This window comes from Paraburkholderia sp. DHOC27, from assembly GCF_003429005.1.
Lineage (GTDB): Bacteria > Pseudomonadota > Gammaproteobacteria > Burkholderiales > Burkholderiaceae > Paraburkholderia.
On record NZ_QVQV01000006.1, the window covers coordinates 500,420 to 518,668 of the forward strand.

Annotated in this window: 12 protein-coding genes; 6 read left to right on the forward strand and 6 right to left on the reverse strand. The window is 64.6% G+C overall.

The features are described from left to right. The first annotated feature begins 43 nt into the window (after nucleotides 1-43). Nucleotides 44-2,329: an arginine/lysine/ornithine decarboxylase gene (locus tag D0B32_RS20920; protein ID WP_117336176.1), complete on the forward strand. Its 2,286-nt coding sequence runs from the start codon at nucleotides 44-46 to the stop codon at nucleotides 2,327-2,329. A 2-nt stretch (nucleotides 2,330-2,331) separates the two neighbouring features. Further along, on the forward strand, nucleotides 2,332-3,060 hold the full coding sequence (locus D0B32_RS20925; RefSeq protein ID WP_117336177.1) for a lysozyme inhibitor LprI family protein: 729 nt from the start codon (nucleotides 2,332-2,334) through the stop codon (nucleotides 3,058-3,060). A gap of 49 nt (nucleotides 3,061-3,109) precedes the next feature. Here the strand turns inward: D0B32_RS20925 and D0B32_RS20930 are convergent, their stop codons facing one another. The 3 genes from D0B32_RS20930 to D0B32_RS20940 all read right to left on the reverse strand — a co-directional run bounded on the left by D0B32_RS20930 (nucleotide 3,110) and on the right by D0B32_RS20940 (nucleotide 7,294). Then, complete coding sequence (locus tag D0B32_RS20930; RefSeq protein WP_117336178.1) at nucleotides 3,110-4,033, reverse strand: bestrophin family protein; 924 nt, start codon at nucleotides 4,031-4,033, stop codon at nucleotides 3,110-3,112. A gap of 883 nt (nucleotides 4,034-4,916) precedes the next feature. Next, nucleotides 4,917-6,323 carry an argininosuccinate lyase gene (gene argH, locus D0B32_RS20935; protein ID WP_117336179.1) on the reverse strand — a complete coding sequence of 469 codons (1,407 nt, stop codon included), beginning with the start codon at nucleotides 6,321-6,323 and terminating at the stop codon, nucleotides 4,917-4,919. 155 nt (nucleotides 6,324-6,478) lie between these two features. Continuing rightward, nucleotides 6,479-7,294 carry a helix-turn-helix transcriptional regulator gene (locus tag D0B32_RS20940; protein WP_117336180.1) on the reverse strand — a complete coding sequence of 272 codons (816 nt, stop codon included), beginning with the start codon at nucleotides 7,292-7,294 and terminating at the stop codon, nucleotides 6,479-6,481. 179 nt (nucleotides 7,295-7,473) lie between these two features. Here D0B32_RS20940 and D0B32_RS20945 point away from each other — a divergent pair, with 179 nt between their 5' ends. After that, nucleotides 7,474-8,226: a class I SAM-dependent methyltransferase gene (locus D0B32_RS20945; protein ID WP_117336181.1), complete on the forward strand. Its 753-nt coding sequence runs from the start codon at nucleotides 7,474-7,476 to the stop codon at nucleotides 8,224-8,226. 93 nt (nucleotides 8,227-8,319) lie between these two features. Here the strand turns inward: D0B32_RS20945 and ppc are convergent, their stop codons facing one another. Further along, on the reverse strand, nucleotides 8,320-11,484 hold the full coding sequence (gene ppc, locus D0B32_RS20950; RefSeq protein ID WP_117336328.1) for a phosphoenolpyruvate carboxylase: 3,165 nt from the start codon (nucleotides 11,482-11,484) through the stop codon (nucleotides 8,320-8,322). 235 nt (nucleotides 11,485-11,719) lie between these two features. Between ppc and hemC the strand changes: the two genes are divergently transcribed. Genes hemC through D0B32_RS20965 form a run of 3 tightly spaced genes read left to right on the forward strand, consistent with a single transcriptional unit; the run spans nucleotide 11,720 to nucleotide 15,902 of the window. After that, complete coding sequence (gene hemC, locus D0B32_RS20955; protein WP_117336182.1) at nucleotides 11,720-12,703, forward strand: hydroxymethylbilane synthase; 984 nt, start codon at nucleotides 11,720-11,722, stop codon at nucleotides 12,701-12,703. After that, nucleotides 12,703-14,709: a fused uroporphyrinogen-III synthase HemD/membrane protein HemX gene (gene hemDX / locus D0B32_RS20960; protein ID WP_117336183.1), complete on the forward strand. Its 2,007-nt coding sequence runs from the start codon at nucleotides 12,703-12,705 to the stop codon at nucleotides 14,707-14,709. The genes hemC and hemDX overlap by 1 nt, the downstream gene beginning before the upstream one ends. Before the next feature lie 2 nt (nucleotides 14,710-14,711). Continuing rightward, nucleotides 14,712-15,902: a heme biosynthesis protein HemY gene (locus tag D0B32_RS20965; protein WP_117336184.1), complete on the forward strand. Its 1,191-nt coding sequence runs from the start codon at nucleotides 14,712-14,714 to the stop codon at nucleotides 15,900-15,902. A gap of 33 nt (nucleotides 15,903-15,935) precedes the next feature. On the opposite strand, the gene D0B32_RS20970 is transcribed toward D0B32_RS20965, so the two are convergent. Both D0B32_RS20970 and D0B32_RS20975 read right to left on the reverse strand, forming a co-directional pair. Further along, nucleotides 15,936-16,694, reverse strand: a complete 759-nt coding sequence (locus D0B32_RS20970; RefSeq protein WP_117336185.1) for an SDR family oxidoreductase — start codon at nucleotides 16,692-16,694, stop codon at nucleotides 15,936-15,938. Nucleotides 16,695-16,728: 34 nt separating this feature from the next. Then, nucleotides 16,729-18,168, reverse strand: coding sequence for an aldehyde dehydrogenase family protein (locus D0B32_RS20975; RefSeq protein WP_117336186.1), 1,440 nt, complete (start codon nucleotides 18,166-18,168; stop codon nucleotides 16,729-16,731). Nucleotides 18,169-18,249 lie beyond the last annotated feature (81 nt).

Sequence of the window (18,249 nt, forward strand, 5' to 3'; positions counted from 1 at the left end):
TTTACCAAAGAAGACAGCGGTCGTTCCTTTTGGAGAATCGCCCATGAAGTTTCGTTTTCCCGTCGTCATCATTGACGAAGATTTCCGCTCCGAGAACATCTCGGGTTCTGGCATCCGGGCTCTCGCTGAAGCAATCGAGAAAGAAGGCGCGGAAGTGCTCGGGCTGACGAGCTATGGCGATCTGACCTCCTTTGCGCAGCAGTCGAGCCGTGCGTCGTGCTTCATCCTGTCGATCGACGACGACGAGCTGCTGCCGTACTCCGACAACGTGCTGGTGGAAGGCGAGACGCCGGAGCTGGCCGCGGCCATCGTCGATCTGCGTGCGTTCGTCGAGGCGGTGCGGCGCCGCAATGCGGACATCCCGATCTTCCTGTACGGCGAAACGCGCACGTCGCGCCACCTGCCCAACGACATCCTGCGTGAGCTGCACGGCTTCATTCACATGTTCGAGGACACGCCGGAGTTCGTGGCGCGTCACATCATCCGTGAGGCGAAGGTCTATCTGGACTCGCTCGCGCCGCCGTTCTTCAAGGAACTGGTGCAATACGCGGACGAAGGTTCGTATTCGTGGCACTGCCCGGGTCACTCGGGTGGCGTAGCGTTCCTGAAGAACCCGCTGGGCCAGATGTTCCACCAGTTCTTCGGTGAAAACATGCTGCGCGCCGACGTGTGTAACGCTGTCGACGAACTCGGCCAGCTGCTCGACCACACGGGTCCGGTGGCGGCCTCGGAGCGCAACGCCGCGCGCATCTTCAGCGCCGATCATCTGTTCTTCGTCACCAACGGCACCTCGACCTCGAACAAGATCGTCTGGCATGCCACGGTTGCGCCGGGCGACATCGTGCTGGTGGACCGCAATTGCCACAAGTCGATCCTGCACGCCATCACGATGACGGGCGCCATTCCGGTGTTCCTCACCCCCACGCGCAACAACTTCGGCATCATCGGGCCGATTCCGCGCGACGAGTTCAAGCCGGAAAACATTCGCAAGAAGATCGAGGCGAACCCGTTCGCGCGTGAGGCGCTGGAGAAAAACCCGAATCTGAAGCCACGCATTCTGACCATCACGCAAAGCACGTACGACGGCGTGATCTACAACGTCGAAATGATCAAGGACCTGCTCGGCGATCTGCTTGACACGCTGCACTTCGACGAAGCCTGGTTGCCGCACGCCGAGTTTCACGAGTTCTATCAGGACATGCACGCCATTGGCGCGGGGCGTCCGCGTACCGGCGCGCTGGTGTTCGCCACGCACTCCACGCACAAGCTGCTGGCCGGCATTTCGCAGGCTTCGCAGATCGTCGTGCAGGACTCCGAGAACAGCACGTTCGACAAGCACCGCTTCAATGAGGCGTATCTGATGCATACGTCCACCAGCCCGCAGTACGCAATCATCGCGTCGTGCGACGTGGCTGCGGCGATGATGGAGCCGCCGGGCGGCACCGCGCTGGTAGAGGAGTCGATCGCCGAAGCGCTGGACTTCCGCCGCGCCATGCGTAAGGTGGATGCCGAATACGGCGACGAGTGGTTCTTCAAGGTCTGGGGCCCGGAAGAGCTGGCCGACGAAGGCATCGGCTCGCGTGAAGACTGGATGCTGCGTCCGAACGACCGCTGGCACGGCTTCGGCCCGCTCGCGGAAGGCTTCAACATGCTCGACCCGATCAAGGCCACGATCATCACGCCGGGGCTCGACGTGGACGGCGATTTCGGCGACTCGGGCATTCCGGCGGCGATCGTCACGAAGTATCTGGCCGAGCACGGCATCATCGTGGAGAAGACCGGGTTGTACTCGTTCTTCATCATGTTCACGATCGGCATTACCAAGGGCCGCTGGAACTCGATGGTCACCGAGTTGCAGCAGTTCAAGGACGACTACGACAACAACCAGCCGCTGTGGCGCGTATTGCCGGAGTTCGTGTCGCATCATCCCATGTATGAGCGCATCGGCCTGCGTGATCTGTGCGAGCAGATCCATAGCGTCTACCGCGCCAACGACATCGCGCGTCTCACTACCGAGATGTACCTGTCGAGCATGGAGCCGGCCATGAAGCCGTCGGAAGCGTTTGCCAAGCTGGCGCACCGCGAGGTGGACCGCGTGCCTATCGACGAACTCGAAGGCCGTGTGACGTCGATCCTGCTGACGCCGTACCCGCCGGGCATTCCGCTGCTGATTCCGGGCGAGCGCTTCAACAAGACCATCGTCAATTACCTGCGCTTTGCGCGCGAGTTCAACGAGCGCTTCCCGGGCTTCCATACGGATATCCACGGGCTGGTGGGCGAGACGATCAACGGGCGCATCGAGTACTTCGTCGATTGCGTACGCGCCTGACGATGAGGGCGCTGCAACCGACGCGCGGCGCGTGGTGGCGCGCCGCGGCCCTGACGCTGACGGTGGCTGCGGCCACCGCAGTGCTGCCTGTGGCCGCTCGCGCGGAAGTCGCCGCCGCCGATCCCATCGACGCCGCGATGCGCACGTGCCTCGCGCGCGGCGACATGTCGTCGACGGCGGGGCAGGTGCAATGCATGCAGATGGCGCGGCTCGGTTGGCTGGCCGCCGGCAACGTGGCGTACCAGCAGTTGCAGGGCAAGCTGCCGGCCGCGCAGCGCAAGGCGTGGGAAGAAAGCCAAAAGCGCTGGGAGACCTCACGCACCGCGCAGTGGACGCTCTACGACGCCGTGTTCGATACCACCCACGGCAGCTCGAATGAACTGACCGAGGCGGATATGCAGTTACAGCCCGTGCGTGACCGCACGCTGTCGCTGCGCAGTGCGCTCGCCAACGCTGGCGCCGGCGCCGCCACGAGTGCGCCAGCGCGCTTGCGACCGTGCAGTGCGGACGCACAGTGCGAACACGCAACTTTCGACATGAACCGTTATTACCACCGGTTGCAGACGCGGCTGCCGGCGCATGCACGCCCGACGCTGGTGAAGGCGCAACGCGCGTGGTCGGCGTACCTCGAAGCCGCCAGCGCGGTGACCGACGAACGCGGCCGGGTGGACATCATCGGCGCGCGGGTCGCGACGCTGAAGCGCTTGTCGGAGACCGTGGGGAACGGTTAAGGGCGCTGCCCGAGGTGGTGTCGTTCAGACCCGCCTGCCATGCCGCTGATCAGGTCAGTACGATGCCGTTGTGACCGGACGGCGCGTTCGGCAGCGATGGTTCGCCGAGCAGATCGCGCACGGCGTCTTCAATGAAACTCGACATGACCGTGAGCGCGAGATCGTTGTCGTCGAAGCCGAAGGGTTCTTCGATCTGCGAGGCAATGGCTTCGTGGGCCATGAACGTGTACGCGACGAACACCGAGAAGAGCGGCGTGAAGATGCCGATGCTGTCCACGAGCCCGAAGGGCAGCGACGCGCAGAAGAAATAGACCGTGCGGTGGATCATCACCGAATAGGCGAATGGCAGCGGCGTCGAGACGATCCGCTCGCAACCGCCGATCACATCAGACAGACCATTGAGATTGCGATCGAAGGCCACCACGGCCATCGGATCGATCGCGCCTGCGCGCGCGTTGCGCTGCACCCATTCGCCGAGCCACAGCATGATGGCGGACGGACGATAGCGCGCCGCCATCACGCGTTCGAACAATGGAGCGGGCAAACGTGAAACGAGATCCTCGGCGGGATCGCTTTTACGCAGTTGATGCCGCAGCGCGTGGGGCAGGGCGCCGAGCACCTGGACGAATTCGCGGAGTTCGGCGGGGGCGAGCGGTTCACGGGGCAGCGTGAGCGCCTGACGGGTGAGCGAGCGCGCTTCGTTGAGCAGATGCCCCCACAGTTTGCGGGCTTCCCACCAGCGGTCGTAGCTGGCGTTGTTGCGAAAGCCGAGGAAGACAGCGAGGGCGATACCGAGCAGCGAGAAGGGTGTGGGGCTGAGCCGGACGGTGACTTTGAGGATGTGATCGTGGGCTGCGACAGCGACGACGGAGATGAGAAAGATCAACGACAGCCGCGGGATGAGGCGCGGCAGGACCGAGCCGCGCCAGGCGAGCAGCATGCGGAACCAGTGGAGGTTTGGGCGGATGATCATTGATGTAAAGGTTTTGGTTTTTTCGTTTTTTTATTATCGTCGTTCTTGTGTTTTTGGTGTCAGTCCGGGGTTTTTTTGTTGGCGTGGCCTTTGGTTTGGTGGTTGTATTTGCGGTGTTGGCCCTTCCTTGTTTTCTTTTTGGTTTGCTTGCGTTGCCCCTGTGCGGGGCGGCAGTCACTTTTCTTTGCCGGCCGCAAAGAAAAGTAACCAAAAGAAAGCGGGCTCACACCGCCAGCTCGTAGGTGTCTCCCTCGCCGCTCTCGCGGTATTGGTCCGAGACGAGACCCGCTCTCGCACCACCCCCGTTAGTGACAAAGCACTCATCCATCCCACTCCGCACTCTGTGCGTCGCGGTTCGGTTTGCACCGGAAAGCCGGGGCGCGGCGCGCTATTTTCGATGCACCCTATCTTGCGGGATATGCTTAGGATGCCGACTTAATTTACGCGCCAAAACCACCTACTCGACGAAGGTTCTGGGGTAGAGAGCCCGTCGCGCAAGCGACGAAAGTTACGCCCTTCGGCGGGGCGCGCAGCGCGACGCTGGAGCGGATGAGTGCTGGGTCACAAACGCGAGTGGTGCGAGAGACGAACTCGTCTCGGACCAATGTCGCGAGAGCGGCGAGGGAGACACCTAAAAGCTGGCGGTGTGAGCCGCTTTCTTTTGCCTACTTTTCTTTGCGGCAGGCAAAGAAAAGTAGGTGCCGCCCCGCACAGGGGCAACACAAATAGACCAATAAGAAATCAAGGAAAAGCCAACGCCGAGAGGCGACCGTACGGCAGGCAAAGAAAAGTAGGTGCCGCCCCGCACAGGGGCAACGCAGGCAAACCAAAGAGAAAACAAGGAAAGGCCAAGAAAACAAGCGCCGCAGGCAAAAAAAACCCTTTACTTCAACCCTTCCCGCGCAACGCGCACAGCACCAAGGACTTGCTGCGGAGCAGTCCCCCCCGGATGATTCCGGCTAGCCACCGACCCCTCGAGCGTCAAATACTCAAACACATCTTCGCCGAGCAAATGCGCCACATTCGGCAACTCCGCACGCATTTCCTCGAGCGATAGATCCGCCAGATCACACTGACGATCCACACAAATCCGCACCGCATGCGCCACCGCCTCATGCGCATCGCGGAACGGCAGACCGCGCTTCACCAGGTAATCGGCCAGATCCGTTGCCGTCGAAAATCCCTGCAACGCAGCCGCCCGCATCGCCTGCGGCTTGACGGTAATCCCCGCCACCATCTCGGCAAAAATCCGCAACGTATCCGCCACCGTATCCACGGTGTCGAACAGCGGTTCCTTGTCTTCCTGATTGTCCTTGTTGTACGCGAGCGGCTGGCCCTTCATCAAGGTCAGGAGCGCCATCAGATGCCCATTCACGCGCCCCGTCTTGCCGCGCGCCAGTTCCGGCACATCCGGATTCTTCTTCTGCGGCATGATCGACGAGCCCGTGCAGAAGCGGTCCGCCAGATCGATGAAGCCCACGCGCGGGCTCATCCACAGCACCAGTTCTTCCGAGAAGCGCGACACGTGCGTCATGATGAGCGCGGACGCTGCGGTGAATTCAATCGCAAAGTCGCGATCGGAAACGGCGTCCAGCGAGTTCGCGCAAATGCCATCGAAGCCGAGCGTCTTCGCCACCGCGTGACGGTCGATCGGGTAGCTCGTGCCGGCCAGTGCCGCCGCGCCCAGCGGCAGGCGGTTCACGCGCGTGCGGCAATCGCGCATGCGTTCGGCGTCACGCGAAAACATCTCGACGTAGGCCAGCAGGTGATGCCCGAACGTGACCGGCTGCGCGACCTGCAAATGCGTGAAGCCCGGCATGATGGTGTCGGCGTTCTGCTCGGCGAGGTCGAGCAGCGCGACGCGCAGGTCGGTCAGCAAGCCGCCAATCCGGTCGATTTCGCCACGCAGCCACAAGCGGATATCCGTTGCGACCTGGTCGTTGCGCGAACGCCCGGTATGCAGGCGTTTGCCCGCATCGCCGATCAGCGCGGTCAGACGCGCCTCGATGTTCAAGTGCACGTCTTCCAGATCGAGTTGCCATTCGAACTCGCCCCGTTCGATCTCGCCCTTGATCTGCGCCATGCCGCGCTGGATGGCCGCGAGGTCGTCGGCGCCGATGATCTTCTGCGCGGCCAGCATCGTGGCGTGCGCGAGCGAGCCTTCGATATCGACCAGCGCAAGCCGCTTGTCGAAGAAAACCGACGACGTGTAGCGTTTGACGAGCTCCGACATCGGCTCCGAGAAGCGAGCCGACCAGGCTTCGCCTTTTTTGTGCAGTTGGGACGTCATGGTGTTGGGGCAGTGAAGTCGTGCAGTGGAAAAGCTCTCGGCGTGAGCCGTGCGGCCTAAGCCGCAGCCAGAGCGAACAAGACGGTGATTTTAACATCCGGGGGCGGCCGGACTCAGGGACGCCGACGCGCACACGCATGCGCCGGCTCTCTCAGCTATTCCCGCACCAGCACCACCAGCTTCAGGTCTTCCCGATGCGCCGGTTTAAACGTGATCTGGTCGTACACCACGTATCCGTCCCGAGGATGGTTGAACTCACGCCGTCCGCCTTCGCGCTCGCCCACGTCCTGCGAGGCCCAGAAGCGTGCAAAAGCGTCGCTCGTGCTGGTGAGCGTGTCGATCAGCCCACGCGTCGGCGCATCGTTCAGATGGCGGATCGAGTCCGCGCGAAACTCGGCCGCGAGCCGCCGCGCGCGCGTCTCCCAGTCGACGATCAAGGCGCGCGCCGCCGGTTCCGTGAAGGTGAAGCGCAGCAGGTTGCGGTCGTGTGTGCCGTCGAGCCAGCCGACGAACAAGTCCGCCGCCTGCGCATTCCACGCCAGCGCGTTCCATTGACGGTCGAGCACGTAGGCCGGCGTGCTGACCAGCTGGACGGTTTCGAGCAGTGTGGCGGGCGCATCGGCGGCGGCCGGGTCGGGTTCCGCCGGGTCGCGCTGCGCCGCGAGTTCGAACAGATAGGCGCGTTCGGCGCGCGACAGCTGCAAGGCCACGGCGATCCGCGCCAGCGCGTCGGCGGAGGCGGACACCTCGCGACCCTGCTCGATCCACGTGTACCAGGTGGGACTCACGCCACACAGTTGCGCCACTTCCTCGCGACGCAACCCCGGCGTGCGGCGCCGCGGGCCGGGCGGCAGGCCGACCGCCTGCGGCGACAGGCGCTCACGATGGGCACGGATGAAATCGCCCAGCGCGCGGGCGGGCGTCGCATCGAGCGGCGGCGGGGACGGATCGGCGGAGGGCGGGGTGCTCATCAATTCAGTAAGGGGGTGTCGGTGATACCAGAATAATTGCTTAACTTGTACTGGTACAAGGCGGCATCTATTGTAGCGGTCAGGGCGCTCGCGCTACCAGCGTCAGCAACATCAGCGGCAGGGCAGGCAACCGTACTAGAAGCACCACACCTTCACCCACAAGAGCAAGGGAGCATTCCATGAAGCATCACGATCAGGTCGCCGACGCGTTTGGCTCGACCGCCGCGGCTTATTTGACGAGTCATGTTCACGCCACGGGCGCCGATCTGCAAACGCTGGCGGCCGCCGTCGCGACCACCCCGAACGCGACCGTGCTCGACATGGGATGCGGCGCCGGCCATGCCAGTTTTGCGGTCGCCCCGCATGCGCACAGCGTGGTGGCCTACGACATCGCGCCGCAAATGCTGGCTACGGTGGACGCAGCCGCCCGCGAGCGCGGCCTCGCGAACATCCGCACGCAGCAGGGCGCGGCGGAAACGCTGCCGTTCGACGACGCCTCGTTCGACTGGGTCATCAGCCGGATGAGCGCGCACCACTGGCACGACGTGCCGCAGGCGCTCGCCGAAGTGCGCCGCGTGCTGAAGCCGGGCGGCCAGGTGTTGTTCGTGGATATCGCCGGCATCGATCATCCGTTGCTCGACACACACATCCAGGCAATCGAAGTGCTGCGCGACGGATCGCACATTCGCGACTACCGCGCGGACGAGTGGATCGCCTTCTTCGCGGCGGCAGGTCTCACCGCGACGATCCGTGAACGCTGGCGTTTGCCGATCGAGTTCGCCTCGTGGGTCGCACGCATGCGTACGCCGGAGCCGCGCGTGGTTGCGATCCGTTCGCTGTGGGACGGCGCGCCCGACGAAGTGCGTCAGTACTTCGATGTCCAGCCGGATCACTCCTTCAAGCTGGATGCGTTCATGATCGAAGCGCGCTAAAGCCCCGCGCCATTAAAAAGCGCGCCGCATTGACGTGCAATGCGGCGCGTTTCTTTTTATTTGGGCCACCGGACCCGGTGGCCACTTACACGCTCAACCCGTATTGCGCAGCCCCGCCGCAATGCCGTTGATGGTCAGGTGAATGCCGCGGTTCAGGCGCACGTTGGTATCGCCGGCGCGGTGGCGCTTGAGCAATTCCACCTGCAGATGGTTCAGCGGGTCGAGATACGGGAAGCGGTTCTTGATCGAACGGGCCAGCAGCGGGTTATCCGCGAGACGTTCGCTCTTGCCGGTGATCTCCGAAAGCACCTTCGAAGTGCGCTCCCATTCCGCGACGATGCGCTCGAACACGTGCTTGCGCAGCTTCTTGTCGGTCACGAGCGCGGCGTAGCGCGAGGCCACCGCGAGGTCGGTCTTGGCCAGCACCATGTCCATGTTCGACAGCAGGTTGGCGAAGAACGGCCAGCTCTTGTGCATCTTCTTCAGGAGCGCGAGACGGCGGGTGCGCTCGGCGTCGGACGGCGCGCCGTCCAGATGCGCCGCAACCGCGCTGCCGAAGCCGTACCAGCCGGTCAGCAGCAGGCGGCATTGGCCCCACGAGAAGCCCCACGGAATGGCCCGCAGATCTTCGATCTTGCGCTGCTTCGGATCCTGCAACTTGCGCGAAGCCGGACGACTGCCAATGTTGAGTTCAGCAATCTCCGCGATTGGAGTCGACTCGAAGAAATACTCCTTGAAGCCGGGTGTTTCGTAGACCAGCGCGCGGTACGACGCCATCGCCGCGTCGGACAACTGCTGCATGGTTTCCTCGAACACCGGCAATTGCGCAGGCGTATTGCCATGCGGCAGCAGGGACGCTTCGAGCGTCGCAGCCACCACGGTCTCCAGATTGCGACGGCCGATCTCCGGATTGCCGAACTTGCTGGCAATCACTTCGCCCTGTTCGGTCAAACGGATCTGACCGTCGACGGTGCCCGGCGGCTGCGACAGGATGGCCTGATAGGTCGGGCCGCCGCCGCGTCCCACTGTGCCTCCGCGGCCGTGGAAGAGGCGCAGCGTCACGCCGCGTTCGTTGAAGAGCGACACCAGCGCGAGTTCGGCGCGATACAGTTCCCAGTTCGACGTGAGGAAGCCGCCGTCCTTGTTGCTGTCCGAATAGCCGAGCATCACTTCCTGCTCGCCGCCTTGATGTTCGATCAACGAATCGACGCCCGGCAGCGAAATCAGATCGCGCATGATGTGCGGCGCGTTTTGCAGGTCGGGAATGGTCTCGAAGAGCGGGATCACCATCAGCGCGGCCTTGGCCGGGTTATTGGTGTCGCCGAGCAGACCGTGCAGCAGACCGGTTTCCTTTTGCAGCAGCATCACTTCAACCAGATCGCTGACGGTTTCGGTGTGCGAGATGATGTAGTTGCGCACGGCGCGCGGGCCGAATTTCTCGCGCGTTACGCGCGCGGTTTCGAGCACGCCCAGTTCGCTCTTCACCAGCTCCGAGTACTCCAGATACGGCGAGCGCAACAGACGCGGCTGCGCGAGTTCGTTGAGCAGCACCTTCAGCTTGTCGGCTTCGGAGAGCGCGGCGTAATCCTCTTCGACGCCCGCGCACTTGAGCAACTCGGCGATCACTGCTTCGTGGATGTCCGAGCTTTGGCGCAGATCGATGCTGGCCAGATGGAAGCCGAACACTTCGGCGGCGCGTGCGAGCGGCGACAGACGCGGGCTGGCGAGCGACGCGCCGTGATGCTCGGCGAGCGAATCCACCAGTACGTGCAGGTCTTTGGCGAAAGCGTCCGCGTCGTCGTAGGGCTGCGCGCGCACGGGCGCGGCGCCACGACCGGCGCTGCGCAGCGGCACGGCGCCTTCGCCCAGGCGCACCCGGGCGCTGGCCGCGAGACGCGTGTAGATGCCGATCAACGCGCGCCGATACGGCTCGTCCACGCGATGCGGCGACTGGTCCGGCGACGCCTCGGCGAGTGCCTTGACGCCGTCACTGGCGCCGGTCAGCAGGTTCGATACCGACAACTCGGCGCCGAGCTTGTGCACCTGTTCCAGGTAGTGCTCGAAGATCACCGCCGCCTGGCGGGTGATCGCTTCTTCGAGCGTGGTAGCGGTGACGTTCGGATTGCCGTCGCGGTCGCCGCCAATCCAGCTACCCATCTGGAAGAACGCGGGCAGGCGGGCGTCGACCCCGTGCTCGGCGAGGGCGGTTTCGATGTCGGCATACAGCGCCGGGATTTCTTCGAGGAACGTTGCGCGGTAGTACGACAGCGCGTTTTCGATTTCATCCGCGACGGTCAGGCGCGCGTCGCGCAACATGCGCGTTTGCCACAGCGACGTGACGCGGGCGCGCAGCATGGCTTCGTTGTGCGCGCGTTCGCGTTCCGTGAGCTGCTGGTCGCGTTCCGCGAGCAGGCGCGCGATGTCGTGCTGCGCGTCGAGAATGCTCTTGCGCTGCACCTCGGTGGGGTGCGCGGTCAGCACGGGCACGATCAGCGCTTCGTTGAAAAACTGCTGCAGGACCGGCGTGGCGGCCGCGTTGGCTTCCATCAGGCGTTCGAGCGCGTTGGCCATCGTGCCGGGCTGCGAGGCCGAACCGGCCAGCGCGTGAATGCGGTGACGGCGGTTACGGTGACGGTCTTCGGCGATATTCGCCAGATGCGAGAAATAGCTGAACGCGCGCACCACGCTCACGGTCTGCGCGGGGCTCAGCGCGCGCAGTTTCTTGTCGAGCGCCTGCGCGGCCGTGCTGTCGTCCTCGCGACGAAAGCGCACCGCGTTCTGACGGATCGTCTCGACCACCTCGAAGACCGCGTCGCCTTCCTGCTCACGCACCACATCGCCGAGCAGACGTCCCAGATAGCGGATGTCTTCGAAGAGCGGCTGGTCTTTGTCCTCACGGGTACGGCTGGTCGCGCGCGCTGCAGGCGACGCTGAGGAGGCCGATGAAGCAGCGGCTTTCGACTCGCCGCGCACGGGCGCTGCAATCTTGCTGTTGCCGGTGGCTTCGACGACGATCTCTTTGGCCTTCGCAGGCTTGCTGGCTTTGCTGGTCTTGTCCGACTTCGCAGCGTGCGTTGTCTTAGCTGCCTGAGCGGCTTTGGTGACTTTAGTGACTTTAGTGACCGCGGCGGCCTTGGCCGGTTTGGCCGGCGTGCTGGACGCAGCCGTGGTGGCAGGGGCAAGTACGGGCGTGCCCGCAGAACCGTTGAGCGATGCAGTGTTGCGGCGGCCAGGGCGCGCCGATCCGGAAGACGTCACGATGGGTTTCCTCAGGGAAGCCAGGGTCGAATGAGAGACGGACTGCTGACACAGCAACAGCGTTTTCACAGCGCGCGAATTGCGATGAAGCTCGATGCGCGAGGTTTGCACTGCCGGACGCGAGCCTGTCTCCTCCAATGGTGGCGCGCCAGTGCGGCCTCAAAGCCGATCAAGAGACGCTGGAGCGCGTGCTAACATTGTTTGTTATTACCTCCCGTCATCCAGTGACCAAGCAATGAATTCCGAGAAGCTGTCAGCGCCACCGCCCTCCACCCTTGTCATCGCGTCGCGGGAAAGCCGTCTTGCGATGTGGCAAGCGGAGCACGTGCAGTGTGCGCTGCACAAATTATATCCATCTTGTGACGTAAAAATCCTCGGAATGACGACACGTGGCGATCAGATTCTCGATCGCACGCTTTCGAAGGTGGGCGGCAAGGGTCTTTTCGTCAAGGAACTGGAGAACGCACTCGCTGATGGACGCGCCGATCTGGCCGTGCATTCGCTCAAGGACGTGCCGATGGAATTGCCCGCTGGCTTCGAACTGTCCTGCGTGATGGAGCGCGAAGATCCGCGCGACGCGTTTGTTTCGAACCACTACGATTCGCTCGCGGCGTTGCCGCCGGGCAGTGTGGTCGGCACCTCGAGCCTGCGGCGCGAAGCGATGCTGCGCATGCGCTACCCGCAACTGGTGGTGCAGCCGTTGCGCGGCAATCTGGATACGCGGCTCGCCAAGCTCGATCGTGGCGACTATGCGGCGATCATTCTGGCTGCGGCGGGTCTCAAGCGCCTTGGCCTCGGCGAGCGCATTCGCGCGTTGCTCGATCCCGAGGACAGTCTGCCTGCTGCCGGGCAGGGCGCGCTGGGCATCGAGATTCGCGCGGGCCGTCCTGAGCTGGCCGCATGGCTCGCGCCGCTGCATCACGAGCATACGGCGGCCGCAGTGGAAGCCGAACGCATGGTCTCGCGGGCGCTGGGCGGCAGTTGTGAAGTGCCGCTCGCGGCCTACGCCACATGGCACGACGGCGCGCTGCATCTGCGCGGCTGCGTGGCCACACCCGATGGCCAGCGCGTGCTGAATGCACACGCCTCGGCCCCGGCGCCGACGCTCGCACACGCGCTGCAACTGGGCCGCGAAGTGGCCGGCGCGCTCGAAAGCCAGGGCGCGCTCGATATCGTCCGGTCGCTCAGCACGGCGAGCGGTCCGGCGACCGCTGAGTGATGGCAGAACAGGCCGGCGTCAACCCATCCCCCACACCGTCTGAGAGGGCGGCGTATACGGTGGTGATCACGCGTCCCGCAGGACAGTCGGAGGCGCTCGCCGCGCAACTCACCGCCGCGGGTATCGCCACGCTCGACTTCCCGCTGATCGAAATCGCCCCAGCCGACGACACCGCCCCGCTGCATGCGGCGCTGGCCGCGCTCGAACGTTATGCGCTGGTGGTGTTCGTCTCGCCCAACGCCGTCGACTACGCTTTCGCGCAATACGGCGCCATCTGGCCGCATGCGTTACCGGTGGGCGTGGTGGGTCCGGGCAGCGTCGCAGCACTGGCGCGCCACGGCGTCGAGGCACCGGCGTACCGGGTCATCAGTCCGGCCGCCGCGCCCGATGACGATGGCGCACGTTTCGATTCCGAAGCGCTCTTCGCCGCTCTCGACGAAGCAATCAACGCCACCACGCTGGAAGGCAAGCGCGTGCTGATCGTGCGCGGCGACGGTGGCCGCGAGTGGCTCGCGGACCGTCTGCGCGAGGCGGGCGCCGAGGTGGATACGGTCGCCGCTTACCGGCGTCTCGTGCCCGAGCCGTCCGTGGCCGCATGGCAGCGCGTCCATACGCTTCTGGCAGGCGAGCCACACGCCTGGCTCGTCACGAGTTCGGAAGGCGTGCGCAATCTGGACGAGCTGGCCCGCGATCATCTGAACGCCGGCGAGATCGCGCAATTGAAACGCGCCACCCTCGTGGCGCCCCACCCGCGTATCGCGCAGACCGCGCGGGGACTGGGTTTTGATAGCATTACGGTGTCCGGTGCGGGCGACGAACGCATTGCCCGCACGCTGATCTCCGCTGTACCTCCCGTTGTTCAACCGGCTCAGACCAACCCGGCTCACGTACGCATGACAGAAACGACCGCCTCCACGAACGCATCCCCTCAGCCGGCCGCAACCACGGCGTTGCCGCCCAATCCCCCCTTCACGCCCTACGAAGCGCAGCAACCGCGCCGCAGCGCGAGCGGACCGCTGCTGTGGTTTGTCATCGTGGTGATTGCCTGCGCCGCGGCGGTGGGTGCGATTGCGTTGAATCGCAAGGTGATCCGGCTCGATCAGCAGTTGACGCAACGTCAGCAGGCCAACGACGCGCAAACCGCCGAGATGCGCGTGAAGACCGAGCAGGCGGTCGCGACCGTGCATCAGCTCGATTCGCAGCTGTCGCAACTGGAGGGCAAGCTGACGGACGCGCAGCAGTCCCAGCAGGCGCTGCAACAACAATATGCCGACCTCGCACGCAATCGTGACGACTGGACCATCGCCGAAGTGGGGCAGATGCTCTCCAGCGCAAGCGAGCAATTGCAACTGACGGGCAACACGCAGCTTGCGCTGTTCGCGCTGCAGAGCGCGGACACGCGACTCGCGGCCTCGGAAAGCCCGGCCGCCGTGGCGGTGCGCAAGGCGATCGCAGAGGACATCGACAAGCTGAAGGCCGCGCCGTCCACCGATCTCACAGGTCTGGCCATCAAGCTGGACAACGCGATCGACCAGGTCGACACGTTGCCGCTCGCGGGCGAAGCGCTGATCGGCCATACCACGCCGTCCGCGGCAAGCAGCGCGGATACCACGCAGGTCGCCGCCAACGAGCCGAAATGGAAGGTCTGGTGGCAGGCGTTCTACACGGGTCTTGGCCAGCAGTTGCAAAGCCTCGTGCAGGTGCGCCGCATCGACAACGCCGACGCCATGCTGGTCACGCCGGACGAAGGCTACTTCGTGCGTGAGAACCTGAAGCTGCGGCTGCTGTCGGCGCGTCTCGCGCTGCTCGCGCGCAACCAGACCACGCTCAAGTCGGACCTGCACGCAGCCGACGCCGCCCTCGCGCGCTATTTCGACAACACCTCGAAGCACACGCAGATCGTGCGCGATCTGGTCAAGGACGTGGATGACGGCTCGGCAGCGGTGGATGTGCCGAACCTGAACACCAGCCTCGACGCGGTCAACCAGTACAAGAGCCGGGGTTAATCATGGCGATCCGGGGACTTTTGTGGCTGGCCTTCCTGTTTGCCGTCGCAGTGGTGCTGGCCACGGTCGGCCGCTTCGACATGGGCCAGGTGATGTTGATCTATCCGCCGTATCGGGTGGACGTCTCGCTGAACCTGTTCGTGATCGCGCTGGTGCTGCTGTTTATCGTGCTGTACGCACTGCTGCGTATCTTTCGCAATATCTGGCGCATGCCGCAACGCGTGGCCGCGTACCGCGCCCGCTCGCGCGTCGCGAAAGCGCACGCGGCACTGCGTGAGGCGATCGGCAATCTGTACGCCGGGCGTTTCTCGCGCGCTGAAAAGGCCGCCCGCGACGCGCTCGCCAACGGCGACAACAAGGGTGCGGCAGGGCTGGTGGCGGCCACGGCCGCGCATCGGATGCACGAGTACGCGCGCCGCGACGAATGGCTCGCGCAGATCGACGAGCCCGACTGGCAGGATGCCCGTTTGCTGGCCAGCGCCGACATGCGCGCCGACGGCCGCGACGCCGACGGCGCACTCGCCGCGCTCACAGAGATGCAATCGCAGGGCAGTCGTCGCATTCATGCTCAGCAAATCATGTTGCGCGCCCAACAGCAATTGAAGAACTGGAGCGAGGTGCTCAAGCTCGTCAAGACGCTCGAAAAGCGCGAGGCGATTCATCCGGCCGTGGCGGTGCGTTTGCGCCAGCTGGCCGCTGAAAACCTGCTGCGCGACCGTCGTCACAATGCCGATGCGCTGCTGGAACTGTGGCACTCGCTGACGCCCACCGAGCGTCATTCACCCCGTCTCGCCGATCTTGCCGCAGAGCTGCTGGTGGCCCTGGGCCGGCCGCAGGAAGCGCGCCGGATTGTCGAAGAAGCGCTGGCGCAGCATTGGGACGCGCGGCTGCTGCGCCGCTATCCGGACACGACGGGCGGCGATGCCTTGCCGCTGATCCAGAAGGCCGAAGCCTGGCAGAAGGATCGTCCTGAAGACGCCGATCTCATGTTCGCGCTCGGCCGGTTGTGCCTGCATCAACAGTTGTGGGGCAAGGCGCAGTCGTTCCTCGAGACGGCGCTGAAACTCGCCGACAACGAGACGCTGAAGATCCGCTCGCACCGTGCGCTCGCGCGTCTGCACGAGCAGCTTGGCGATACGGAGAAGGCCAGCCAGCATTATCGTGAGAGCGCGCTCGCGATGAATGTGGTGTAAAGGCGATGAGCACGAAAGGCCGCTAACCACACGCTACACGCAGCGGCCGCCGTCCACTTCCAGGCACACACCGGTGATGAACTCGGCTTCGTCCGAAGCCAGAAACAGGCACGCGTTAGCGATGTCCTGCGGCACCGACAAGCGGCCAAGCGGAATGCCTGCCAGAAAGCGCTTGCGATTCTCGGGCGTGTCCTCCATGCCCATGAACTCGGAGAGCAGGCCGGTTTCGCCCATCACCGGGTTCACACAGCTCACGCGAATGCGATCGGGGCCGAGTTCGGCAGCCAGCGCCTTGCTGGCGATGATCACCGCGCCCTTGCTGCCGTTGTACCAGACGAGCCCCGGTCGCGGCCGCACGCCCGCCGTTGACGCGATGTTGATGAACACCCCGCCGCCTTGCTGCCGGAAGTACGGCACGAACGCCTGCACGCTCCAGTAAATGCTCTTCACGTTGACGGCGTAGACGCGATCGAACTCGGCTTCCGTCACGTCGAGCACGGGCTTGTTGCGATGCGTAGTGCCCGCGTTATTGACCACGATCTGCACGCTGCCGAAATCTTCGAGGGCGGCTTCACGCAGGCTCTGCCAGTCGTCGCTGCGTGTGACGTCACCGGCCACCGCGATGGCCTTGCCGCCCGTCAGCGCAATCTCGCTCGCCACGCGCTCCGCCGCAGCGCCGTTCAGATCGTTGATGACCACGTTGGCGCCTTCGCGCGCGTAGGTCTTTGCGATGCCTTCGCCGAATCCCGATCCGCCACCCGTGACGATGGCCGTTTTGCCTGTCAACCGCATGATGTCTCCGTTGTTGGTACGTGTGTTCGTTGCGCTAACCGTGCCGGATGGCCACCGTCTTCAGCACCGTAAAACCATACAGCGCCTCGAAGCCTTTCTCGCGACCGTGGCCGGAATGTTTGACGCCGCCAAACGGCAACTCGACGCCGCCGCCCGCGCCATAGTTGTTGATGAACACCTGGCCCGAGCGCACGCGCCGAGCCAGACGCAACTGACGCGCGCCATCGCGGGTCCAGATGCCCGCCACGAGTCCATAAGGCGTGCCGTTGGCGAGCGCGACAGCTTCGTCTTCATCCACAAACGACATGGCCGCGAGCACCGGGCCAAAGACTTCCTCGCGCGCCAGACGGTGACCGGAGGGCACGTCGCGTAACAAGGTTGGCGCCTGATAGAAGCCGCTTTCCGGTGCTTCGGGAATCACTTCGCCGTGCGCGACCATGCCGATGCCGTCGTGCTGCGCGTCGGACAGAAAGTCCCACACGCGCTGTTGCTGCTTTGCGCTGATTAGCGGACCGCAGTCGAGGTCCGCATGCGATGGACCAACCCGCAGCCCGTGAAACGCGGCGCCCAGCCGGTCCAGCAGCGGCTCATAGATGGATTTTTCGATCAACACGCGGCTGCCCGCCGAGCAGGTTTGCCCGGCGTTTTGCACGATCGCCGAAACGAGTACCGGCAGCGCGGCTTCGAGATCGGCGTCCGCGAAGACGAGTTGCGGGGACTTGCCGCCCAGTTCGAGCGTGACCGGCACGTGGTTTTCGGCGGCCATCTGCGTGACGAGCTTGCCGGTTTGCGGCGAGCCGGTGAACGAGATGTGGTCGATTCCCGGATGCTGCGCAAGCGCCGCGCCGGCCTCGTGACCATAGCCGCTGACAATGTTCAGCGCACCGGCCGGCAAACCGGCCTCGGTGGCCAGTTCGGCCACCCGCAGCACGGAGAGGCAGGCATCCTCGGCGGGCTTGACGACGCATGCATTACCGGTGGCCAGCGCCGCGCCGACGCTGCGGCCGAAGATCTGCATCGGATAGTTCCACGGCACGATATGTCCGGTAACGCCGTGTGGCTCGCGCACCGTGAAGACCGTATAGCCGGTTTGGTAGGGCAGGGTCTCGCCATGCAGTTTGTCGGCTGCGCCCGCGTAGAACTCGAAGTAACGGGCCAGCGCCGCCGCGTCCGCGCGCGCCTGGCGCAGGGGCTTGCCGGTGTCGCGCGCCTCCAGTTGAGCGAGTTCTTCGTGACGCGCGGTGACGAGCATGGCGAGGCGATACAGCACGCGCCCGCGCTCGGCGGCGCTGGCTGTGCCCCATGCGCCTTCGAAGGCGGCGCGGGCGGCCCGGACCGCGGCGCCGATATCCGCAGCGGTGCCGCGTGCCAGCAGGCTAAACGGCTGGCCGTCCGATGGGTCGAGCACCGGAATCGTCTCGCCACCCGCAGCGGCGACCCATTCGCCGCCAATGAAATGTTTGGCTTCTTCCATGCACGCTCCCGGCAAGAATTGCTGGCTGAAACGACGCTGCAACAGGACTGTGCAACGATTATCGCGCCGATCCCGGCGCGA

What these genes read in the sequence shown, in the direction of transcription:
- D0B32_RS20940 (WP_117336180.1), bottom strand. Translation starts at nt 7,294, where the DNA reads ATGAGCACCCCGCCCTCCGCCGATCCGTCCCCGCCGCCGCTCGATGCG.
- hemDX (WP_117336183.1), top strand. Translation starts at nt 12,703, where the DNA reads ATGGCAGAACAGGCCGGCGTCAACCCATCCCCCACACCGTCTGAGAGG.
- D0B32_RS20920 (WP_117336176.1), top strand. Translation starts at nt 44, where the DNA reads ATGAAGTTTCGTTTTCCCGTCGTCATCATTGACGAAGATTTCCGCTCC.
- D0B32_RS20945 (WP_117336181.1), top strand. Translation starts at nt 7,474, where the DNA reads ATGAAGCATCACGATCAGGTCGCCGACGCGTTTGGCTCGACCGCCGCG.
- D0B32_RS20925 (WP_117336177.1), top strand. Translation starts at nt 2,332, where the DNA reads ATGAGGGCGCTGCAACCGACGCGCGGCGCGTGGTGGCGCGCCGCGGCC.
- D0B32_RS20975 (WP_117336186.1), bottom strand. Translation starts at nt 18,168, where the DNA reads ATGGAAGAAGCCAAACATTTCATTGGCGGCGAATGGGTCGCCGCTGCG.
- hemC (WP_117336182.1), top strand. Translation starts at nt 11,720, where the DNA reads ATGAATTCCGAGAAGCTGTCAGCGCCACCGCCCTCCACCCTTGTCATC.
- argH (WP_117336179.1), bottom strand. Translation starts at nt 6,323, where the DNA reads ATGACGTCCCAACTGCACAAAAAAGGCGAAGCCTGGTCGGCTCGCTTC.
- D0B32_RS20930 (WP_117336178.1), bottom strand. Translation starts at nt 4,033, where the DNA reads ATGATCATCCGCCCAAACCTCCACTGGTTCCGCATGCTGCTCGCCTGG.
- D0B32_RS20970 (WP_117336185.1), bottom strand. Translation starts at nt 16,694, where the DNA reads ATGCGGTTGACAGGCAAAACGGCCATCGTCACGGGTGGCGGATCGGGA.
- D0B32_RS20965 (WP_117336184.1), top strand. Translation starts at nt 14,712, where the DNA reads ATGGCGATCCGGGGACTTTTGTGGCTGGCCTTCCTGTTTGCCGTCGCA.